Source organism: Halomonas sp. HK25, from assembly GCF_047795635.1.
In the GTDB taxonomy this organism is placed as follows: domain Bacteria; phylum Pseudomonadota; class Gammaproteobacteria; order Pseudomonadales; family Halomonadaceae; genus Halomonas.
This window is the reverse complement of the sequence record NZ_CP181044.1, coordinates 4,139,151-4,154,573: the sequence shown is the minus strand read 5'-3', so window position 1 is coordinate 4,154,573 and position 15,423 is coordinate 4,139,151. Positions and strand designations below refer to the sequence as shown.

Genomic DNA, 15,423 nt, shown 5'->3' with positions numbered 1-15,423 from the left:
CATGTGTGGAATCGTCGGGGCCGTTGCCGAGCGCAATGTGGAAGGCATTCTCCTCGAGGGGTTGAAACGGCTCGAGTATCGCGGTTATGACTCCGCCGGCATGGCGGTGCTCTCGCCGGAAGGGGATCTGCAGCGCCGCCGGGCGGTGGGCAAGGTGGCCGCCCTGGCCGAGCGTCTGGCGGCCGAGCCGCTGCCCGGGCGCTGCGGCATCGCCCACACCCGCTGGGCCACCCATGGCCGTCCCAGCGAGGCCAATGCCCATCCCCACCAGTCCGGCGAACGGCTGGCGGTGGTGCACAACGGCATCATCGAAAACCATGAGACCCTGCGCCGGGAGCTCAAGGCGGCCGGCTACGCCTTTACCTCCGAGACCGATACCGAGGTGGTGGCGCACCTGCTGGAGCGTGAGAGCCGCGAGGCGGGAGACCTGCTGGCTGCGGTACGGCGCGTACTGGCCCGGCTCGATGGCGCCTATGCATTGGGGGTGGTCAGCGCCGATGAGCCCGACGTGATCGTCGGCGCCCGCAAGGGCAGCCCGCTGGTGGTAGGCGTGGGTATCGGCGAGGCCTTCCTGGGCTCCGACCCGCTGGCGCTGCTACAGGTCACCGACCGTTTCATCTACCTGGAGGAGGGGGACATGGTGCGTCTCTCCGCCGCCGGACGTATCGAGGTCTTCGATGCCACTGGTACCCTGGTGGAGCGCGAGGTGCAGACCTTCGAACACGGCGATGGCGCGGCCAGCAAGGGCGACTATCGCCACTTCATGCTCAAGGAGATCCACGAGCAGCCGGCGGTGATCGCGGCCGCTCTCGAAGGCCGCCTCGGCGAGCGCTCGGTGCTGGTGGAGAGCTTCGGTCCCGATGCCGAGGCGCTGTTTGCCCATGTCCGTCAGATCCACATCGTGGCCTGCGGCACCAGCTATCATGCCGGCATGGTGGCTCGCTACTGGCTCGAGCGCTTCGCCGGGGTGCCGGTGCAGGTGGAGGTCGCCTCCGAGTACCGCTACCGCCAGGTGGTGGTGCCCGAGGGCACCCTGTTTGTCACCCTCTCCCAGTCCGGCGAGACCGCCGACACCCTGGCGGCGTTGCGCTTCGCCAAGGAGCGCGGCTACCTGGCCAGCCTGGCAATCTGCAACGTGCCGGGCAGCTCCCTGGTACGCGAGTCGGACCTGACCCTGATGACCCTGGCTGGCCCCGAGATCGGTGTGGCCTCCACCAAGGCCTTTACCACCCAGCTCACCGCCCTGATGCTGTTCACCCTGGCGCTGGGTCGGGTGAAGGGGCTCGACGAGGCCATCCAGGCCGAGCTGGTGACGGCCCTGCGCGGCCTGCCGCGGCTTGTTGCGCGGGTGCTGGCGCTGGATCCGCAGATCGAGGTGCTCTCCATGGCCTTCGCCGAGAAGCACCACGCCCTCTTCCTGGGCCGCGGCGCGCACTTCCCCATCGCCCTGGAGGGGGCACTCAAGCTCAAGGAGATCTCCTACATCCACGCCGAGGCCTACCCGGCCGGGGAGCTCAAGCACGGGCCTCTGGCGCTGGTGGACAGCGAGATGCCGGTCATTTCCGTTGCCCCCAACGACGAGCTGCTCGACAAGCTCAAGTCCAACCTCCAGGAGGTGCGCGCCCGCGGCGGGGAGCTGTTTGTCTTCGCCGACGAGGAGGTGGCGATGGCCGAAGAGGAGGGGATCCGGGTGCTTCGCCTGCCCCATGTCCACGAGGCGCTGGCGCCGATCCTCTATACCCTGCCGCTGCAGCTGCTCAGCTACCATGTGGCCGTGCTCAAGGGCACCGACGTTGACCAGCCGCGCAACCTGGCCAAGAGCGTGACGGTGGAGTGACCCCAAGCGTTGAGCCACCGCGCCTGTACCTGGGGCTGCCCCTGTGGGCCAATCCCGACTGGCGCGGCAGCCTCTATCCACCTCACGGCGGCGGGCTCGAGGAGTATGCCCGGGTGTTCGGCACGGTGGAGGGCAATACCACCTTCTACAGCGGTGCCCCCCGGGCCGAGACGGTGGCGGCCTGGGCGGGCCAGGTACCGGCGGATTTTCGCTTCTGCTTCAAGCTGCCGGCGGCGCTGACCCACGAGCGCCGCCTGGCGGGCACCGAGGCGGCGCTGGATGGTTTTCTCGCTGCCCTGGCCCCGCTGCATGGTCGGCTGGGACCGATGATGGTCCAGCTGCCCCGTGACTTCGGCGTAGAGGAGCTCCCGAGGCTGGAGGCCCTGCTGTCTCGCTGGCCGCGAGAGCTGCCCTGTGCAGTGGAGGTCCGCCACCCCGAGTTTTTCCACAAGGGGGCGGCCGAGATTGCCCTCAACAGATTGTTGATAAGTCACGGCGTCGACCGGGTGATGCTCGATGTGCGGCCACTCTTCTCGACCTCGCCGGAGGCTCACCTCGGGCTCTCCAAGGCCCAGCGGGAAAAGCCAAGACGCCCTTTACACGTGCTTTCCACGGGAGACCGGCCGCTGGTACGCTTCATCGGCCATCTCGATCCGGCGATCAACGAACGCTATTTCGCCCCTTGGATCGAACGCCTCGCCCTGTGGATAAAACAGGGGAAAACTCCTTATCTGATGGTGCATACACCGGACAATCGCCAGTCGCCAGAACTGGCAAGATCCCTCCATGCAGGCCTCGCCGAGGCCTGCTCACTGCCCTCCCTGTCGGACTTTCCGGGCGAGGCCCAGACGGCCCTGTTCTGATGGCCCATGACCCATGACAGCCGATCGCCCGACGGGTCAGCTTCGGCTGGTCATCCAGCGTTTGATCGGATAGTTTTAGGCCCCGCTACGGCAGTGATCCTGCCTGGATCCTGTCATGCTCTGGCAGGCGCCGTGAGATCCACGGCGCCCTGGACGTGGCAATGACAAGCACAAGCCGTCATCGCGCCAGACCGGCCGGTGGCGACACGTACACTCAGGGTGAATCATGTCTAAACTCGTGCATGCACAGTGGTCGTCGAAGATGACCTTCGTGCTCGCCGCCGCGGGCTCTGCGGTGGGACTGGGCAATATCTGGCGTTTTTCCTATATGGTGGGCGACAGCGGAGGTGCGGCCTTCGTGCTCATCTACCTGGCCTGTGTGGCCCTGGTAGGCCTGCCGATCCTGGTGGCCGAATGGTTGATCGGCCGGCGTGGCCAGGAGAACCCCATCAACGCCATGGCCGACCTGGCCCGCAAGAACGGCAGGCTGCCGGCCTGGGCCCTGGTCGGTGCCAGCGGCGTGCTGGCCGCCTTCCTGATCCTCTCCTTCTACAGCGTGATCGGCGGCTGGTCGCTCTCCTACACCCTGAGCTCGGTGACCGGCGCCTTCTCGGGACAGGATGCCGACGCCATCGGCGCCCTCTTCGGCGGCCTGCTGGGTAGCCCCGTCACGCTGACCCTGTGGCATACCGCCTTCATGGCGCTGGTGATCTTCATCGTCGCGCGCGGCGTCACCAAGGGGCTCGAGGGGGCGGTGCGCACCCTGATGCCGGCGCTGGTCATCCTGATGCTGGTACTGGTCGGCTACGGCATGACCACGGGGCACTTCGGTGAGGCGCTGGCCTTCATGTTCCGCCCCGACTGGAGCGCGGTGACCGGCGGAGTGGTGCTGGCCGCCATGGGCCAGGCCTTCTTTACGCTTTCGCTGGGCATGGGGATCATGATGGCCTACGGCTCCTACCTGGGCGAGGACGTCAACCTGATCAGCACCGCCCGCACGGTGATTATCCTGGATACGGTGATCGCCCTGCTGGCGGGCATGGCGATCTTCCCCATCGTGTTCGCCAACGGCATGAGCCCCGGCGAGGGCCCGGGCCTGATCTTCGTCAGCCTGCCGGTGGCCTTCGGCAACATGACCGGTGGCACCATCCTCGGTCTGATGTTCTTCCTGCTGCTCACCTTCGCGGCGCTGACCTCGGCGATCTCGCTGCTGGAGCCGGTGGTGGAGCTGGTGGAGGAGCGCACCCCGCTCTCCCGCATCGCGGCGACCCTGGTGAGCGGCGTGGCGGTCTGGGCGCTGGGCATCGCGGCGCTGATGTCGTTCAACGTCTGGGATGGCCTGCTGATCTTCGGCCTGAACATCTTCGATCTGCTGGATACCTTCACCAGCAAGGTGCTGCTGCCGTTGACCGGCCTGGGCGCCATCCTGTTCGTGGCCTGGTGCCTGGAGCGCAGCAGCGTGGCCGCTGAGCTCAACCTTGCCGGCGGCAAGGAGCGGCTGTGGCACGTCGTGGCGCGCTATGTGGCGCCCATCGGGGTGATCGTGGTGTTCGTCACCGGCCTGCTCTAGGCGGGACTATCGAGAGGGGAAAGAAACCCCTGCGAGCCCCGCCCCGGCGGGGCTCGCGTCGTTCTGTGGGCGTTCCGGGCCGTCAGCGGCCGGGAATCAGTGCATCTCGTCGAGCTCGTCCTCGGGCAGCTCGGCGATGTCACGGGACAGCTGCTTGAACTCCTCGTGGAGCTCGATGCCGCGCCGGGCCCGCAGGTTTCGCTGGGCGGCGGTGCGGCTGCGCTGCTCGTGTTCGACCACTTCCATGCTCATGAAGATGTCGAGGAGCTCACTCTTCAGGGAGGTTAACCGTTCGACATTGCGCATGATCGACTCTCCTGGGTCACTACGCGACACTGCAATTCTTACTATATAGCACTTGACAGAATGATGACGTTGGGGGTTTCTCGCTACAACGGAGGGTAAACGCTAGCACTCGGGCAGGATAAACGCTGGCGTCGGGAAGCCGTACCGACATCTTGCGCTGCACAACGCCCGGCTCCTTGGGCATACTGTGTCCAAACCCTTTTCATTTATCGTCACTGCCCGGGGCGATACACCATTCGAGGAGTTCCCAGTGAGCAGCGCCCTGTTCGATGAGATGAGACGCCGCATGGAGCACTTCCGCCGCTCCGAGCAGAAGGTGGCGCGCTTCGTGCTGCGCAACCCCGAGGAAGTGATCCACATGCGCATCGTCGACCTGGCCACCGAGGCCAAGGTCAGTGAGCCTACGGTGGTGCGCTTCTGCCGCGCCCTGGGCTGCAACGGCTTCCAGGACTTCAAGCTCAAGCTGGCGCAGATGCTGGCGACCGGCAGCCAGTTCGCGCAGTTCTCCATGAACGACAGCGACTCGGTGGCGGAATTTTCCCAGAGTATCTTCGACTCCACCGTGGGCACCCTGCTGTCGGTGCGCGACCGCCTCGATAACGAGGCGCTCAGCCAGGCGATCAACGCCCTGGCCATGGCCAACCGGGTGGAGTTCTACGGCTTCGGTGCCTCCGGCGCGGTGGCCTTCGATGCCCAGCACAAGTTCTTCCGCCTGCAGATCTCCACCGCGGCCTATGCCGATCCGCACATGCAGAACATGTCGGCGGTGACCCTCAAGGAGGGCGATGTGGTGGTGGCCATCTCCCAGACCGGCCGTACCCGGGCGCTGGTGGCCAGCGTGCGCCTGGCCAGGGAGTCTGGTGCCACGGTGATCGGGCTCTGCCCCAGCGGCTCGCCGCTGGCAGAGGAGGTCACCCTGCCGCTCTATATCGATGTCCATGAGGACACCGAGATCTACACCCCCATGAGCTCTCGCATCGCCCATCTGGTGCTGGTCGACGTGCTGGCGGTGGGCGTGGCCAAGACCCGTGGGCCGAAGCTGGCCGAGCAGCTCACGTCGGTGAAGAAAAGCCTGATCCCGCTGCGCTTCCCCGAAACCAAGCCATAAGCTGGAAGAGCGCCGCTTCGCGGCTGGAAGCTTGAAGAAAGCCCGGCCCGGCTTCGCCGGGAGCTTTAAGCCTTAAGCTGGGAGAAAAACCTTGACCCAGGCGGCGGAGTTTCATGCTGCCTTCCAGCTTCCAGCTTCCAGCTTCCAGCTTCCAGCTTCCAGCTTCCAGCTTGCCCCTATGCTAAGCTATTCGCCCATTTTCCGAGCAGCGATGCCCTCCCCATGGACGACGTCACGGCGATCCTCGACCACCTGAACACCGCCCAGCGCGAGGCGGTCAGCGCCCCCCAGGGCAACATGCTGGTGCTGGCCGGGGCCGGCTCCGGCAAGACCCGGGTGCTGGTCCATCGCATCGCCTGGCTGATGCAGGCCGAGGGGCTCTCCCCCTACGCCGTGCTCGCCGTGACCTTCACCAACAAGGCGGCCCGCGAGATGCGCACCCGCCTGGAGGCGCTGCTCGGCCTCTCGCTGCGCCACGTCTGGGTCGGCACCTTCCACTCCACGGCCCACCGCCTGCTGCGTACCCACTGGCAGGATGCCCGCCTGCCCCAGCACTTCCAGATCATCGATTCCGATGACCAGCTGCGCCTGGTCAAGCGCCTGATCAAGGACCATGACATCGATGACGAGCGCTTCCCGCCGCGCCAGGTGCAGACCTTCGTCTCCGGCTGCAAGGAGGAGGGGCTGCGCCCCCACCAGGTGGATGTCCACGGCGACGCTTACCTGGGGCAGATGGTCGAGCTCTATGAGCGCTACCAGCTCACCTGCGAACGCGGTGGCCTGGTGGACTTCGGCGAGCTGCTGCTCAGGAGCCTGGAGCTGCTGCGCGACAATCCCGCCCTGCTGGCCCACTATCAGGAACGCTTCGCCCACGTGCTGGTGGACGAGTTCCAGGACACCAACACCCTGCAGTACGCCTGGCTGAAGCTGCTCACCGGCATGCGCACGCCGATGACCGTGGTGGGCGATGACGACCAGTCGATCTACGGTTGGCGCGGCGCCCGGGTGGAGAACATCCGCCGCTTCGAGCGGGAGTTCGCGGAGACGAAGACGGTGCGCCTGGAGCAGAACTATCGCTCCACCAGCGCCATTCTCGAGGCCGCCAACGCCCTGATCAGCCACAACACCGAGCGCATGGGCAAGGAGCTGTGGACCGCTGGCTCCCGCGGCGAGCCGATCTCGGTGTTCAGCGGCTTCAATGATCTGGATGAGTCCCGCTTCATCGTCGACACCATCCGCGAGAAGGTCGACGAGGGGTTCAATCGCCGCGAGATCGCCATCCTCTACCGCTCCAACGCCCAGTCCCGGGTGATCGAGGAGTCCCTGATCCGCCAGGGCGTGCCCTACCGCATCTACGGTGGCCACCGCTTCTACGAGCGCCTGGAGATCAAGAACGCCCTGGCCTACCTGCGCCTGCTGCTCAACCGCGACGACGACGCCTCCCTGGAGCGGGTGATCAACGTGCCGGCTCGGGGCATCGGCACCCGCACCGTGGAGATCCTGCGCACCTGCGCCCGAGAGACGGGCGTCTCGCTGTGGCAGGCACTCCATGATGGCCTGGCCGATGGCTCGCTCAAGGGTCGAGCCGGCAGCGCCGTGCAGGCCTTCGCCGAGCTGATCGAACGGCTCGACAACGACACCGCGGGGCTGGCGCTCCACGAGATCATCGACCAGGCCCTCGAGTCCTCGGGGCTGGTGGCGCATCACCTCAGCGAGCGTGGCGAGAAGGGCCAAGCCCGGGTCGAGAACCTGGAAGAACTGGTCAACGCCGCCCGCGCGTTTACCCAGGGGGAGTCCTTCGACCCGCCGGAGGCGGGCGAGGGAGCCGTGGCGCTGGAGGCCTTCCTCTCCGAGGCGGCGCTCAACGCTGGCGAGCACGAGGCCGACGAGTTCGAGGACAGCGTCCAGCTGATGACCCTGCACGCCGCCAAGGGGCTGGAGTTCCCGGTGGTGTTCATCGCCGGGGTGGAGGAGGGGCTCTTCCCCCACCGCATGTCGGCGGAGGAGCCGGGCCGCCTGGAGGAGGAGCGCCGGCTCTGCTATGTGGGCCTGACCCGTGCCATGAAGAAGCTCTACCTGACCCACGCCGAGATCCGTCGTCTGCACGGCAAGGAGACCTTCCAGCGCGCCTCGCGCTTCCTGCGCGAGATTCCCGAGCAGTACCTGGAAGAGGTGCGGCTGCGCGGCCAGATTTCGCGGCCGTTAACCGCGAGCCGGCCGATTCCCGGGCTGCGTCAGACCTCGGTGCAGGGCGGCGATGATCTGCCCACCCTGTCGCTGGGCCAGCGGGTCCGGCATCCGGTGTTCGGCGAGGGCGTGATCCTCAACGCCGAGGGGGAAGGGGAGCGTGCCCGGGTCCATGTCAGCTTCGAAGGAGAAGGCGACAAGTGGCTGGTGCTGGGGTTCGCCAAGCTGACGCCCCTGTAACAGGCCGAGGCCCCCGTTACGGAGACGCGGTCGCCGATTTTCCGTTGACCAAGCCGTCAGCTCCCCGGCCTTGTGGGCCAATTCAGCCTTGGCGCATACTACCAAGAGGTTTCACCGCGCCTGCCCATACATCCGCGCGTCTCTAGATAACAAGCCTTTCGGAGTCATGCCCTCATGCAACGCCGCAACTTTCTGAAGACCATGGGTGCCGGCGCCGCCGGTGTCGCCGCCGCCCCCTTCGTTTCCACCGCCAGCGCCCAGGAGACGCTCACCTGGGACATGGTGACCTCCTGGCCCAGAAACTTCCCGGCGCTGGGCACCGGCGCCAACGAGTTCGCCCAGCGCGTCGAAGCGCTTTCCGATGGCCGCATGCGCATCCGTGTGCACGGTGCCGGCGAGCTGGTGCCGGCCATGGAGGTCTTCGATGCGGTGGCCGCCGGCACCGCCGAGATGGGCCACTCCGCCTCCTACTACTGGCGGGGCAAGGTCGCTGCGGCACAGTTCTTCACCGCGGTGCCCTTCGGCATGAACACCACCGAGACCAACGCCTGGATCTACCATGGCGGCGGACAGGAGCTGTGGGACGAGATCTACGCCAAGCACAACCTCAAGCCCTTCGCGGTGGGCAACACCGGCGCGCAGATGGCCGGTTGGTTCAAGAGGGAGATCAACTCCCTCGCCGACATGCAGGGCATCCGCCTGCGTCTGCCGGGGCTGGCTGGTGAGGCGATGAACCGCATCGGCGTCACCACGGTGAACATGCCGGGTTCCGAGATATTCACCTCCATGCAGACAGGCGTGCTCGATGCCGCCGACTGGGTCGGCCCCTACAACGACCTGGCCTTCGGCCTGCATCAGGTGGCCGACTACTACTACACCTCGCCCTGGAACGAGCCCTCGGCCATCCTCGAGGGCACCGTCAATCTGGATGCCTGGAACGCCCTGCCGGACGACCTCAAGGCGGTGGTCACGGAAGCCGCTCGCGCCTCCAATCTGGCGATGATCAGCGAGTTCACCTACCGCAACGCCCAGGCCCTGGAGACGCTGGTGGATGAGCACGGCGTACAGCTGCGCACCTTCCCGGAGGATGTCTTGGCTGCTCTCTTCGAGGCCTCCAGAGAGGTCATCGAGGAGCAGGTGGCCAATGACCCCGACTCCGCCAAGGCCTACGAGTCCTACCTGGCCTTCCAGAAGCTGGTGCGCCCGTTCAGCGACGCCGGCGAGTTCGAATACCTCAAGGCGCGTGCGGCGCTGGGCGCCTGATAGCGCTCACTGGCTGAAACGACACCGGGGGCGCCAACTGGCGCCCCCGGTACGTGTGGGGGAGTGTCATCGGCTACTGGTGCACGGCGCGGATGCGGCCCTTGTCGTCCAGGGCCACCATCACGAAGCTCGCCTCGGTCACCTTGTGAAGCTCACGGGGATCTCGCTCCTGGGGCTGACGGATCCACACCTCCACGTCGATCCGGAGCGAACTGTGGCCGATCTCGCGCAGGGTGGTATAGACATTGACCATCGAGCCCACGCGCACCGGACACAGGAAGTCCATGGCCTCTATGGCCACGGTGGCGGTCCGGCCATGGGCCTCGCGGCCGGCGGCCAGCTCGGCGGCCTGGTCCATATGGGCCACCAGCCAGCCACCGGCGATGTCGCCGTGCAGGTTGGTATCCTGGCGGCTGGCCAGCAGTTTCAGGGTGAGATCGCCCTTGGGGGCGGGGATATCGTCGAGGTCTGTCATGAAAATGTCATCATCCTGGCTTGTTATTGTGACCGTAAGCGACAAGAGGCATACGGATGTCTGAATCGGGGGCCATGGTATATGCAGTCATCACTGCCCACCAGCGTCGCAGCGCGGCCCTCGGCAGGGGCGTGTGCAGCACCGGCAGGCTTGGCAAATGGCGGCATCGGCTGGCGAGACGCTGGCTGGTGCTGCTGCTCCTGGTCCTGCTGCCGGGCCCGGCTCAGGCGGACACCGACGAGGTGGCCGGCACCCTGGGGGCGGTAGGCTCCGACACCCTGGCGGGGCTGATGCTTCGCTGGGGAGAGGCGCTGGCCGAGCAGCACCCCGCGGTACGCCTGCAGCTCCAGGCCAGCGGCTCGGCCAGCGCGCCCACGTCGCTGATCGCCGGTACCACCCGCCTGGGGCCCATGTCGCGTCCCATGAACGAGGCCGAGCGTGCAGCCTTCACCCAGCGCCACGGCTATCCGCCGCTCGAGCTCGAGGTGGCCCGGGACGCCCTGGCGGTGGTGGTGCACCGCCATAATCCGCTGGAGAGCCTGACCCTGGCCGAGCTGGATGCGCTCTTCTCGGAGACCCTGCGCTGCGGCGCCGCGACCCCCATCGAGCGCTGGTCACAGCTCGGCGTCGATCAGCCCGGGGGGCGCGTGTCGCTGCATGGCCGCAATGTGGCCTCCGGCACCCATGATCTGTTTCGCCTCCGCGGTCTGTGCGGCGGTCGCTTTCGGCTCGACGTCAACGAGCATCCCGGCTCGGCCGCGGTGGTGGCGGCGGTAGCGGCGGAGCCCGCCGCCATCGGCTATGCCGGGCTCAACCACCTGACGCCCGCGGTGCGCGCGGTCCCCCGGCGCGATAGCGAGAGCGGTGAGCTCCACCCGCCCAGCGCCCTGATGGTGAGCCGCGGCGACTATCCGCTGTCGCGCAGCCTCTACCTCTACGTCAACCGGCCGCCGGGGACGCCGCTACCGGGGCCCGAGCGTGCCTTCCTCGAGTTGGTGCTCTCCGACGCCGGCCAGGCGGTGGTGGAAGAGCTTGGCTTTGTCCCCCTGACCCCGGCCGACCGTGAGCGCCAGCGGCGCCGGCTCGGGCGCAAGGGTGACCGCTGAGGCTGTCACCCAACTGTCACCAGGATGTCGTAGAGTATTGTTATTCCACTTGCCGATGATCGACCGGGAGCGGCCATGATCGACCCTCTGCCGCCCAGGGCCCAGCCGCGCCACCAGTGGTGGCGGCGCCTGAGGGACCGCCTGGCGACCCTGCTGATCACGGCCGGTGGCATCGGCGTGGTGGTGGCGGTGCTGGCCATCGGCGTCTTCCTGGCCCTGGAGGTAGCGCCGCTGTTTCTCGAGGCGGGTCACGGCGTGGGCTGGCGCGAACTGTGGCAGCCCCGCTGGCAGCCCGGCACCTTGCCCGGGGAGACCGCCGGCTATGGGCTGCAGCCCCTGGCCTGGGGCACCCTCAAGGCCGCCTTCTGGGCGCTACTGTTCGCCGTCCCGCTGGCGTTGGGCGCGGCCATCCACTCGGCCCTCTACATGCCGCCGCGGCTGCGCAGCCGTCTCAAGCCCACCCTGGAGTTGATGGAGGCGATGCCCGGCGTGGTGGTGGGCTTCGTGGCCGGCTTGGTGCTGGCGCCCTGGGTGGAGCGTCACCTCGCCGGTGCCCTGGCGCTGCTGATCTGTCTGCCGGCGGGCATGCTGCTGGCCGGCCTGTCCTGGAGGCGCCTGCCGCCGGCCTGGCGGCGTCGACTTCCCCTGGGCTGGGCCGGGTTGTGGCTGATGCCTGGGCTGGCGCTGCTCGCAGGCCTGGCGCTTTGGCTCTCCCCCTGGCTCGAGGCGCTGCTGTTCGGCGGTAACCTGCGGCACTGGCTGGAAGCGCACTTCGGGCTGGGCTACGCCTCGCGCAATGCGCTGATCGTCGGCCTGGCCATGGGCTTCGCGGTCATTCCCGGCATCTATGCCCTGGCCGAGGATGCGCTCTCCGGCGTGCCGGCAAATCTCGGCGAGGGGGCCCAGGCGCTGGGGGCGACCCGCTGGCAGAGCCTGTGGAAGGTGGTGCTGCCGGCGGCGGCCCCGGGCGTACTCAGCGCGGTGATGATCGGTGCCGGTCGTGCCGTGGGCGAGACCATGATCGTGCTGATGGCCAGCGGCAACACGGCGCTGATGACCCTGAGCCCCCTGGAGGGCATGCGCTCCATGGCTGCCACCATCGCCATCGAGTTGCCCGAGGCGGTGCCGGGCGGAATCCACTACCGGCTGCTGTTCCTGGTGGCGCTGGCGCTCTTCGTCTTCACCTTCCTGGTCAACACCCTGGCGGAACTGGTCCACGCGCGGCTGCGCAGTCGCTACCGGCGCCTGGGGGGCTTGTCTTGATCGGTCGCGCTCGGCTGCCCCGCGGCGAGGGCCCCTGGCCGTGGCTCGCCGCCGGCAGCGTGGCCCTGTCGCTGCTGCTGCTGGCCGGGTTACTGACCCTGCTGGCGGTGCGGGGGATGGGGCACTTCTGGCCGTCACCCGTCACCTTGGTGACCCTGGAAGACGGTCGCCAGCTGGCCGGCCAGGCGGTGCGCGAGGAGCGACTTCCGAGCGCGGTGGGGCGCGAACGGCTCTACCTGACCGCCAATCGGGACCTGGACGGCGCCATCTGGCGCTGGGTGGCCGTGGAGGAGATCGCCGCCGAGAGCCGCCCCCGCGACTTGGTGGTGCTGGAGCGAACCCGCTGGGGGACCTTCCAGGGCCGCCTGCTGGCGCTGGAGAATGCCGCCGGTCGCGTCGAGGGCGAGGCCGCCTGGGCGGCGCTGCAGGCGCGCCTGAAGGAGCTCACGGCGCTGAGGGCGGAGCGTGACCGTCTGCGCGATGAGGTAGTGGTGCCGCTGATCAGGCGCCTGGAGCGGGACCCTGGGGCCGAGACCGAGCTGGCGCGCGCCAACGCACGAATTCGGGCGCTGCAGGCGCGCATCACGGGTGACAGGCTGCTGCTGGAGAGCGTCGATGGCCGCCGCCTTCAGCAGCGGCTGGAGCACGTACTGCGGGCTTGGCAGCCCAACGCCATGTCGCTGCCGGCGAAGATGGCCGCCTGGGGCCGTGGCGTATGGCGCTTCCTGTCCGAGGGACCCCGCGCCGCCAACAGCGCCGGCGGCGTATGGCCGGCGATCTTCGGCACCGTGCTGATGGTGCTGCTGATGTCGGTGGTGGTGACCCCCTTCGGCGTGCTGGCGGGCATCTATCTCAACGAGGTCGCCCACCAGGGGCGCTTGACCCGCCTGGTGCGCGTCGCGGTGCGCAACCTGGCCGGGGTGCCCTCCATCGTCTATGGGGTCTTCGGGCTGGGGGTGTTCGTCTACGGCATCGGCGGGAGCCTGGACGAGTGGTTCTTCGCCGACCAGCTGCCCTCGCCCACCTTCGGCACCGGGGGGCTGCTGTGGGCCTCGCTGACGCTGGCCCTGCTGACCCTGCCGGTGGTGATCGTGGCCACCGAGGAGGGGCTGGCCCGGGTACCGAACCACCAGCGCGAGGGCGCCCTGGCCCTGGGTGCTACCCGGGTGGAGATGCTGGCGCGGGTGGTGCTGCCGATGACCGCGCCGGCGATGCTCACCGGGGTCATCCTGGCCGTGGCCCGGGCCGCCGGCGAGGTGGCGCCGCTGATGCTGGTGGGAGTCGCCAAGCTGGCGCCCCAGGTGCCGGTGGACGGTGAGTTTCCCTTCCTGCATCTTGAGCGGAAGTTCATGCACCTGGGCTACCACATCTACGACGTGGCCTTCCACGGCGGCGATGTCCAGGCGGCCCTGCCGCTTGTCTATGCCACTGCACTGCTGCTGGTGCTGGTGATCCTGGTGCTTAACCTGACTGCAATATTTCTGCGCCATCATCTCAGGGCGCGTCACGGGGCGCTGCCGCGCCGCTAGCGACCCTGTCCGAGGAGTGTGTACCCGATGTCCGTCTTCCCGTCGCCGCGGTCCGCCGCCGGAAGCTCGATCATCGACTTCGACCCGGCCCGCTGCTGCCTGGAGATCGAAGGGCTGAGCCTGGCCTATGGCGCTTCGCCGGCGCTGCGTGAGCTGACGCTGCGTGTACCACGCCATCGAGTCACCGCCTTCATCGGGCCCTCGGGCTGCGGAAAGTCGACGCTGCTGCGCGCCCTGAACCGGCTCCACGACCTCAACGATGAGGTGCGTCTGAATGGAAGGATTCGCCTCGAAGGGCAGGACATCCACGACCCGGAGATGGAGGTGGCGGAATTGCGCCGGCGGGTGGGGATGGTCTTCCAGGCCCCCAACCCTTTCCCCATGTCGATCTACGACAACGTGGCCTTCGGGCTGCGCCTGCAGGGCGGGATCCGCAAGCGTCAGCTGGACGACATCGTCGAGTGGGCACTGCAGTCGGCGGCCCTGTGGGAGGAGGTGAAGGATCGCCTGAAGAGTTCGGCCTGGTCCCTGTCCGGCGGCCAGCAGCAGCGCCTGGTGATCGCCCGCACCCTGGCGGTGCGCCCCGAGGTGCTGCTGCTCGACGAGCCCGCCTCGGCGCTGGATCCGATCTCGACGCTGAAGATCGAGGAGCTGATCCGCAACCTGAAGTCGCAGCTGACCCTGGTGCTGGTCACCCACAACATGCAGCAGGCGGCGCGGGTCTCCGACTACACCGCCTTCCTGCAGGAGGGCGAACTGGTGGAGTACGGCCCCACCCAGACCCTGTTCACCAACCCGCGCCTCGCGCGAACCGAGAACTACATCACCGGGCGCATGGCCTGACGAGGGCCCCCAGGCCCCAGGCCCATTCCCAGGAGAGGAGTACCATGGACATTACCAGCGATATCCATAGCCGCCATATCTCGCGGCAGTTCAACCAGGAGCTCGAGGAGCTCAAGACCCACCTGATGGCCATGGGCGGCCTGGTAGAGAAGCAGGTCCAGGAGGCCGTGGAGGCGCTGCTCGAAGGAGACTCCGAGCTGGCCCGCCGCGTGGTGGATAACGACCGCGCGGTCAACGACATGCAGATCAAGATCGATGAGGAGTGCACCCAGGTGCTGGCGCGGCGTCAGCCCGCCGCCTCGGATCTGCGCCTGGTGTTGGCGGTGATCCGCGCCGCCTCCGACCTGGAGCGTATTGGCGACGAGGCGAGCAAGATCGCCCGCAACGCCGGCGACCTGATCGAGGCCGACAACGGCACACGCGGCTTCGTCGAGGTACGCATGATCAGCGAGCACGTGCGCCGCATGGTGCGTGACGCCCTGACCTCCTTCGCCCGCTTCGACATCGAGCTGGCGTTGGAACTGGTTCATGAGGACGAGAAGGTGGACGAAGAGTACCGCAGCGCCATGCGTTCGCTGATGACCTTCATGATGGAGGATGCCCGCTTGATCTCGCCGATCCTCAGCCTGATGTGGATCCTGCGCGCCCTGGAGCGCATCGGCGACCATGCCAACAACCTCGCGGAGTACGTGGTCTATCTGGTCAAGGGGCTCGATATCCGCCACACCGACCCCGAGGACCTGGACGAGCAGGCGATCACCCGCAAGGATTGACCGGGCGCTGTGATTGGCCGTCAATAGCGCAGGCCACCGCCCTCGGCGGTGGCCTGCGTC

At 67.6% G+C, this 15,423-nt stretch carries 13 protein-coding genes; 11 read left to right on the top strand and 2 right to left on the bottom strand.

The window, feature by feature from the left end; all coding sequences use genetic code 11:
* The first annotated feature begins 1 nt into the window (after position 1).
* From glmS to ACM26W_RS19515, 3 genes are all read left to right on the top strand, one after another.
* The gene (glmS, locus tag ACM26W_RS19525; RefSeq protein ID WP_416138615.1) at positions 2-1,837 is read left to right on the top strand and encodes a glutamine--fructose-6-phosphate transaminase (isomerizing); all 1,836 of its coding nucleotides are present in this window, start codon (positions 2-4) and stop codon (positions 1,835-1,837) included.
* Positions 1,834-2,700: a DUF72 domain-containing protein gene (locus ACM26W_RS19520; protein WP_416138614.1), complete on the top strand. Its 867-nt coding sequence runs from the start codon at positions 1,834-1,836 to the stop codon at positions 2,698-2,700. The genes glmS and ACM26W_RS19520 overlap by 4 nt, the downstream gene beginning before the upstream one ends.
* Positions 2,701-2,926: 226 nt before the next feature.
* Positions 2,927-4,270 (top strand): sodium-dependent transporter, encoded by a 1,344-nt coding sequence (locus tag ACM26W_RS19515; RefSeq protein ID WP_416138613.1) that lies wholly within the window; start codon positions 2,927-2,929, stop codon positions 4,268-4,270.
* A 96-nt stretch (positions 4,271-4,366) separates the two neighbouring features.
* Here ACM26W_RS19515 and ACM26W_RS19510 read toward each other — a convergent pair whose 3' ends face one another.
* On the bottom strand, positions 4,367-4,576 hold the full coding sequence (locus tag ACM26W_RS19510; RefSeq protein WP_110069414.1) for a PA3496 family putative envelope integrity protein: 210 nt from the start codon (positions 4,574-4,576) through the stop codon (positions 4,367-4,369).
* A 250-nt stretch (positions 4,577-4,826) separates the two neighbouring features.
* On the opposite strand from ACM26W_RS19510, the gene hexR reads away from it, so the two are divergent.
* From hexR to ACM26W_RS19495, 3 genes are all read left to right on the top strand, one after another.
* Positions 4,827-5,684 carry a transcriptional regulator HexR gene (gene hexR / locus ACM26W_RS19505; protein ID WP_416138612.1) on the top strand — a complete coding sequence of 286 codons (858 nt, stop codon included), beginning with the start codon at positions 4,827-4,829 and terminating at the stop codon, positions 5,682-5,684.
* 222 nt (positions 5,685-5,906) lie between these two features.
* Positions 5,907-8,111: a DNA helicase II gene (uvrD, locus tag ACM26W_RS19500; protein ID WP_416138611.1), complete on the top strand. Its 2,205-nt coding sequence runs from the start codon at positions 5,907-5,909 to the stop codon at positions 8,109-8,111.
* Between the two features lie 174 nt (positions 8,112-8,285).
* Entirely contained in the window at positions 8,286-9,374 is a 1,089-nt protein-coding gene (locus tag ACM26W_RS19495) for a TRAP transporter substrate-binding protein (RefSeq protein WP_416138610.1), read from the top strand.
* A 73-nt stretch (positions 9,375-9,447) separates the two neighbouring features.
* Here ACM26W_RS19495 and ACM26W_RS19490 read toward each other — a convergent pair whose 3' ends face one another.
* Positions 9,448-9,849 carry an acyl-CoA thioesterase gene (locus ACM26W_RS19490; protein WP_416138609.1) on the bottom strand — a complete coding sequence of 134 codons (402 nt, stop codon included), beginning with the start codon at positions 9,847-9,849 and terminating at the stop codon, positions 9,448-9,450.
* A 74-nt stretch (positions 9,850-9,923) separates the two neighbouring features.
* Between ACM26W_RS19490 and ACM26W_RS19485 the strand changes: the two genes are divergently transcribed.
* From ACM26W_RS19485 to phoU, 5 genes are all read left to right on the top strand, one after another.
* Positions 9,924-10,955 (top strand): PstS family phosphate ABC transporter substrate-binding protein, encoded by a 1,032-nt coding sequence (locus ACM26W_RS19485; RefSeq protein WP_416138608.1) that lies wholly within the window; start codon positions 9,924-9,926, stop codon positions 10,953-10,955.
* Positions 10,956-11,030: 75 nt separating this feature from the next.
* Positions 11,031-12,218 (top strand): ABC transporter permease subunit, encoded by a 1,188-nt coding sequence (locus ACM26W_RS19480; RefSeq protein ID WP_416138607.1) that lies wholly within the window; start codon positions 11,031-11,033, stop codon positions 12,216-12,218.
* A 116-nt stretch (positions 12,219-12,334) separates the two neighbouring features.
* Positions 12,335-13,747: a phosphate ABC transporter permease PstA gene (pstA, locus tag ACM26W_RS19475; RefSeq protein ID WP_416140928.1), complete on the top strand. Its 1,413-nt coding sequence runs from the start codon at positions 12,335-12,337 to the stop codon at positions 13,745-13,747.
* Positions 13,748-13,774: 27 nt separating this feature from the next.
* On the top strand, positions 13,775-14,590 hold the full coding sequence (gene pstB / locus ACM26W_RS19470) for a phosphate ABC transporter ATP-binding protein PstB (RefSeq protein WP_416138606.1): 816 nt from the start codon (positions 13,775-13,777) through the stop codon (positions 14,588-14,590).
* Positions 14,591-14,634: 44 nt separating this feature from the next.
* Complete coding sequence (gene phoU, locus ACM26W_RS19465) at positions 14,635-15,363, top strand: phosphate signaling complex protein PhoU (RefSeq protein WP_416138605.1); 729 nt, start codon at positions 14,635-14,637, stop codon at positions 15,361-15,363.
* The last annotated feature ends 60 nt before the right edge of the window (positions 15,364-15,423 follow it).

Bases quoted from the DNA above. Each gene is read 5' to 3' on its own strand.
- glmS (WP_416138615.1), top strand. From the start codon at position 2: ATGTGTGGAATCGTCGGGGCCGTTGCCGAGCGCAATGTGGAAGGCATT.
- ACM26W_RS19515 (WP_416138613.1), top strand. From the start codon at position 2,927: ATGTCTAAACTCGTGCATGCACAGTGGTCGTCGAAGATGACCTTCGTG.
- ACM26W_RS19510 (WP_110069414.1), bottom strand. From the start codon at position 4,576: ATGCGCAATGTCGAACGGTTAACCTCCCTGAAGAGTGAGCTCCTCGAC.
- uvrD (WP_416138611.1), top strand. From the start codon at position 5,907: ATGGACGACGTCACGGCGATCCTCGACCACCTGAACACCGCCCAGCGC.
- ACM26W_RS19495 (WP_416138610.1), top strand. From the start codon at position 8,286: ATGCAACGCCGCAACTTTCTGAAGACCATGGGTGCCGGCGCCGCCGGT.
- ACM26W_RS19490 (WP_416138609.1), bottom strand. From the start codon at position 9,849: ATGACAGACCTCGACGATATCCCCGCCCCCAAGGGCGATCTCACCCTG.
- ACM26W_RS19485 (WP_416138608.1), top strand. From the start codon at position 9,924: ATGGTATATGCAGTCATCACTGCCCACCAGCGTCGCAGCGCGGCCCTC.
- ACM26W_RS19480 (WP_416138607.1), top strand. From the start codon at position 11,031: ATGATCGACCCTCTGCCGCCCAGGGCCCAGCCGCGCCACCAGTGGTGG.
- pstA (WP_416140928.1), top strand. From the start codon at position 12,335: ATGGGGCACTTCTGGCCGTCACCCGTCACCTTGGTGACCCTGGAAGAC.
- pstB (WP_416138606.1), top strand. From the start codon at position 13,775: ATGTCCGTCTTCCCGTCGCCGCGGTCCGCCGCCGGAAGCTCGATCATC.
- phoU (WP_416138605.1), top strand. From the start codon at position 14,635: ATGGACATTACCAGCGATATCCATAGCCGCCATATCTCGCGGCAGTTC.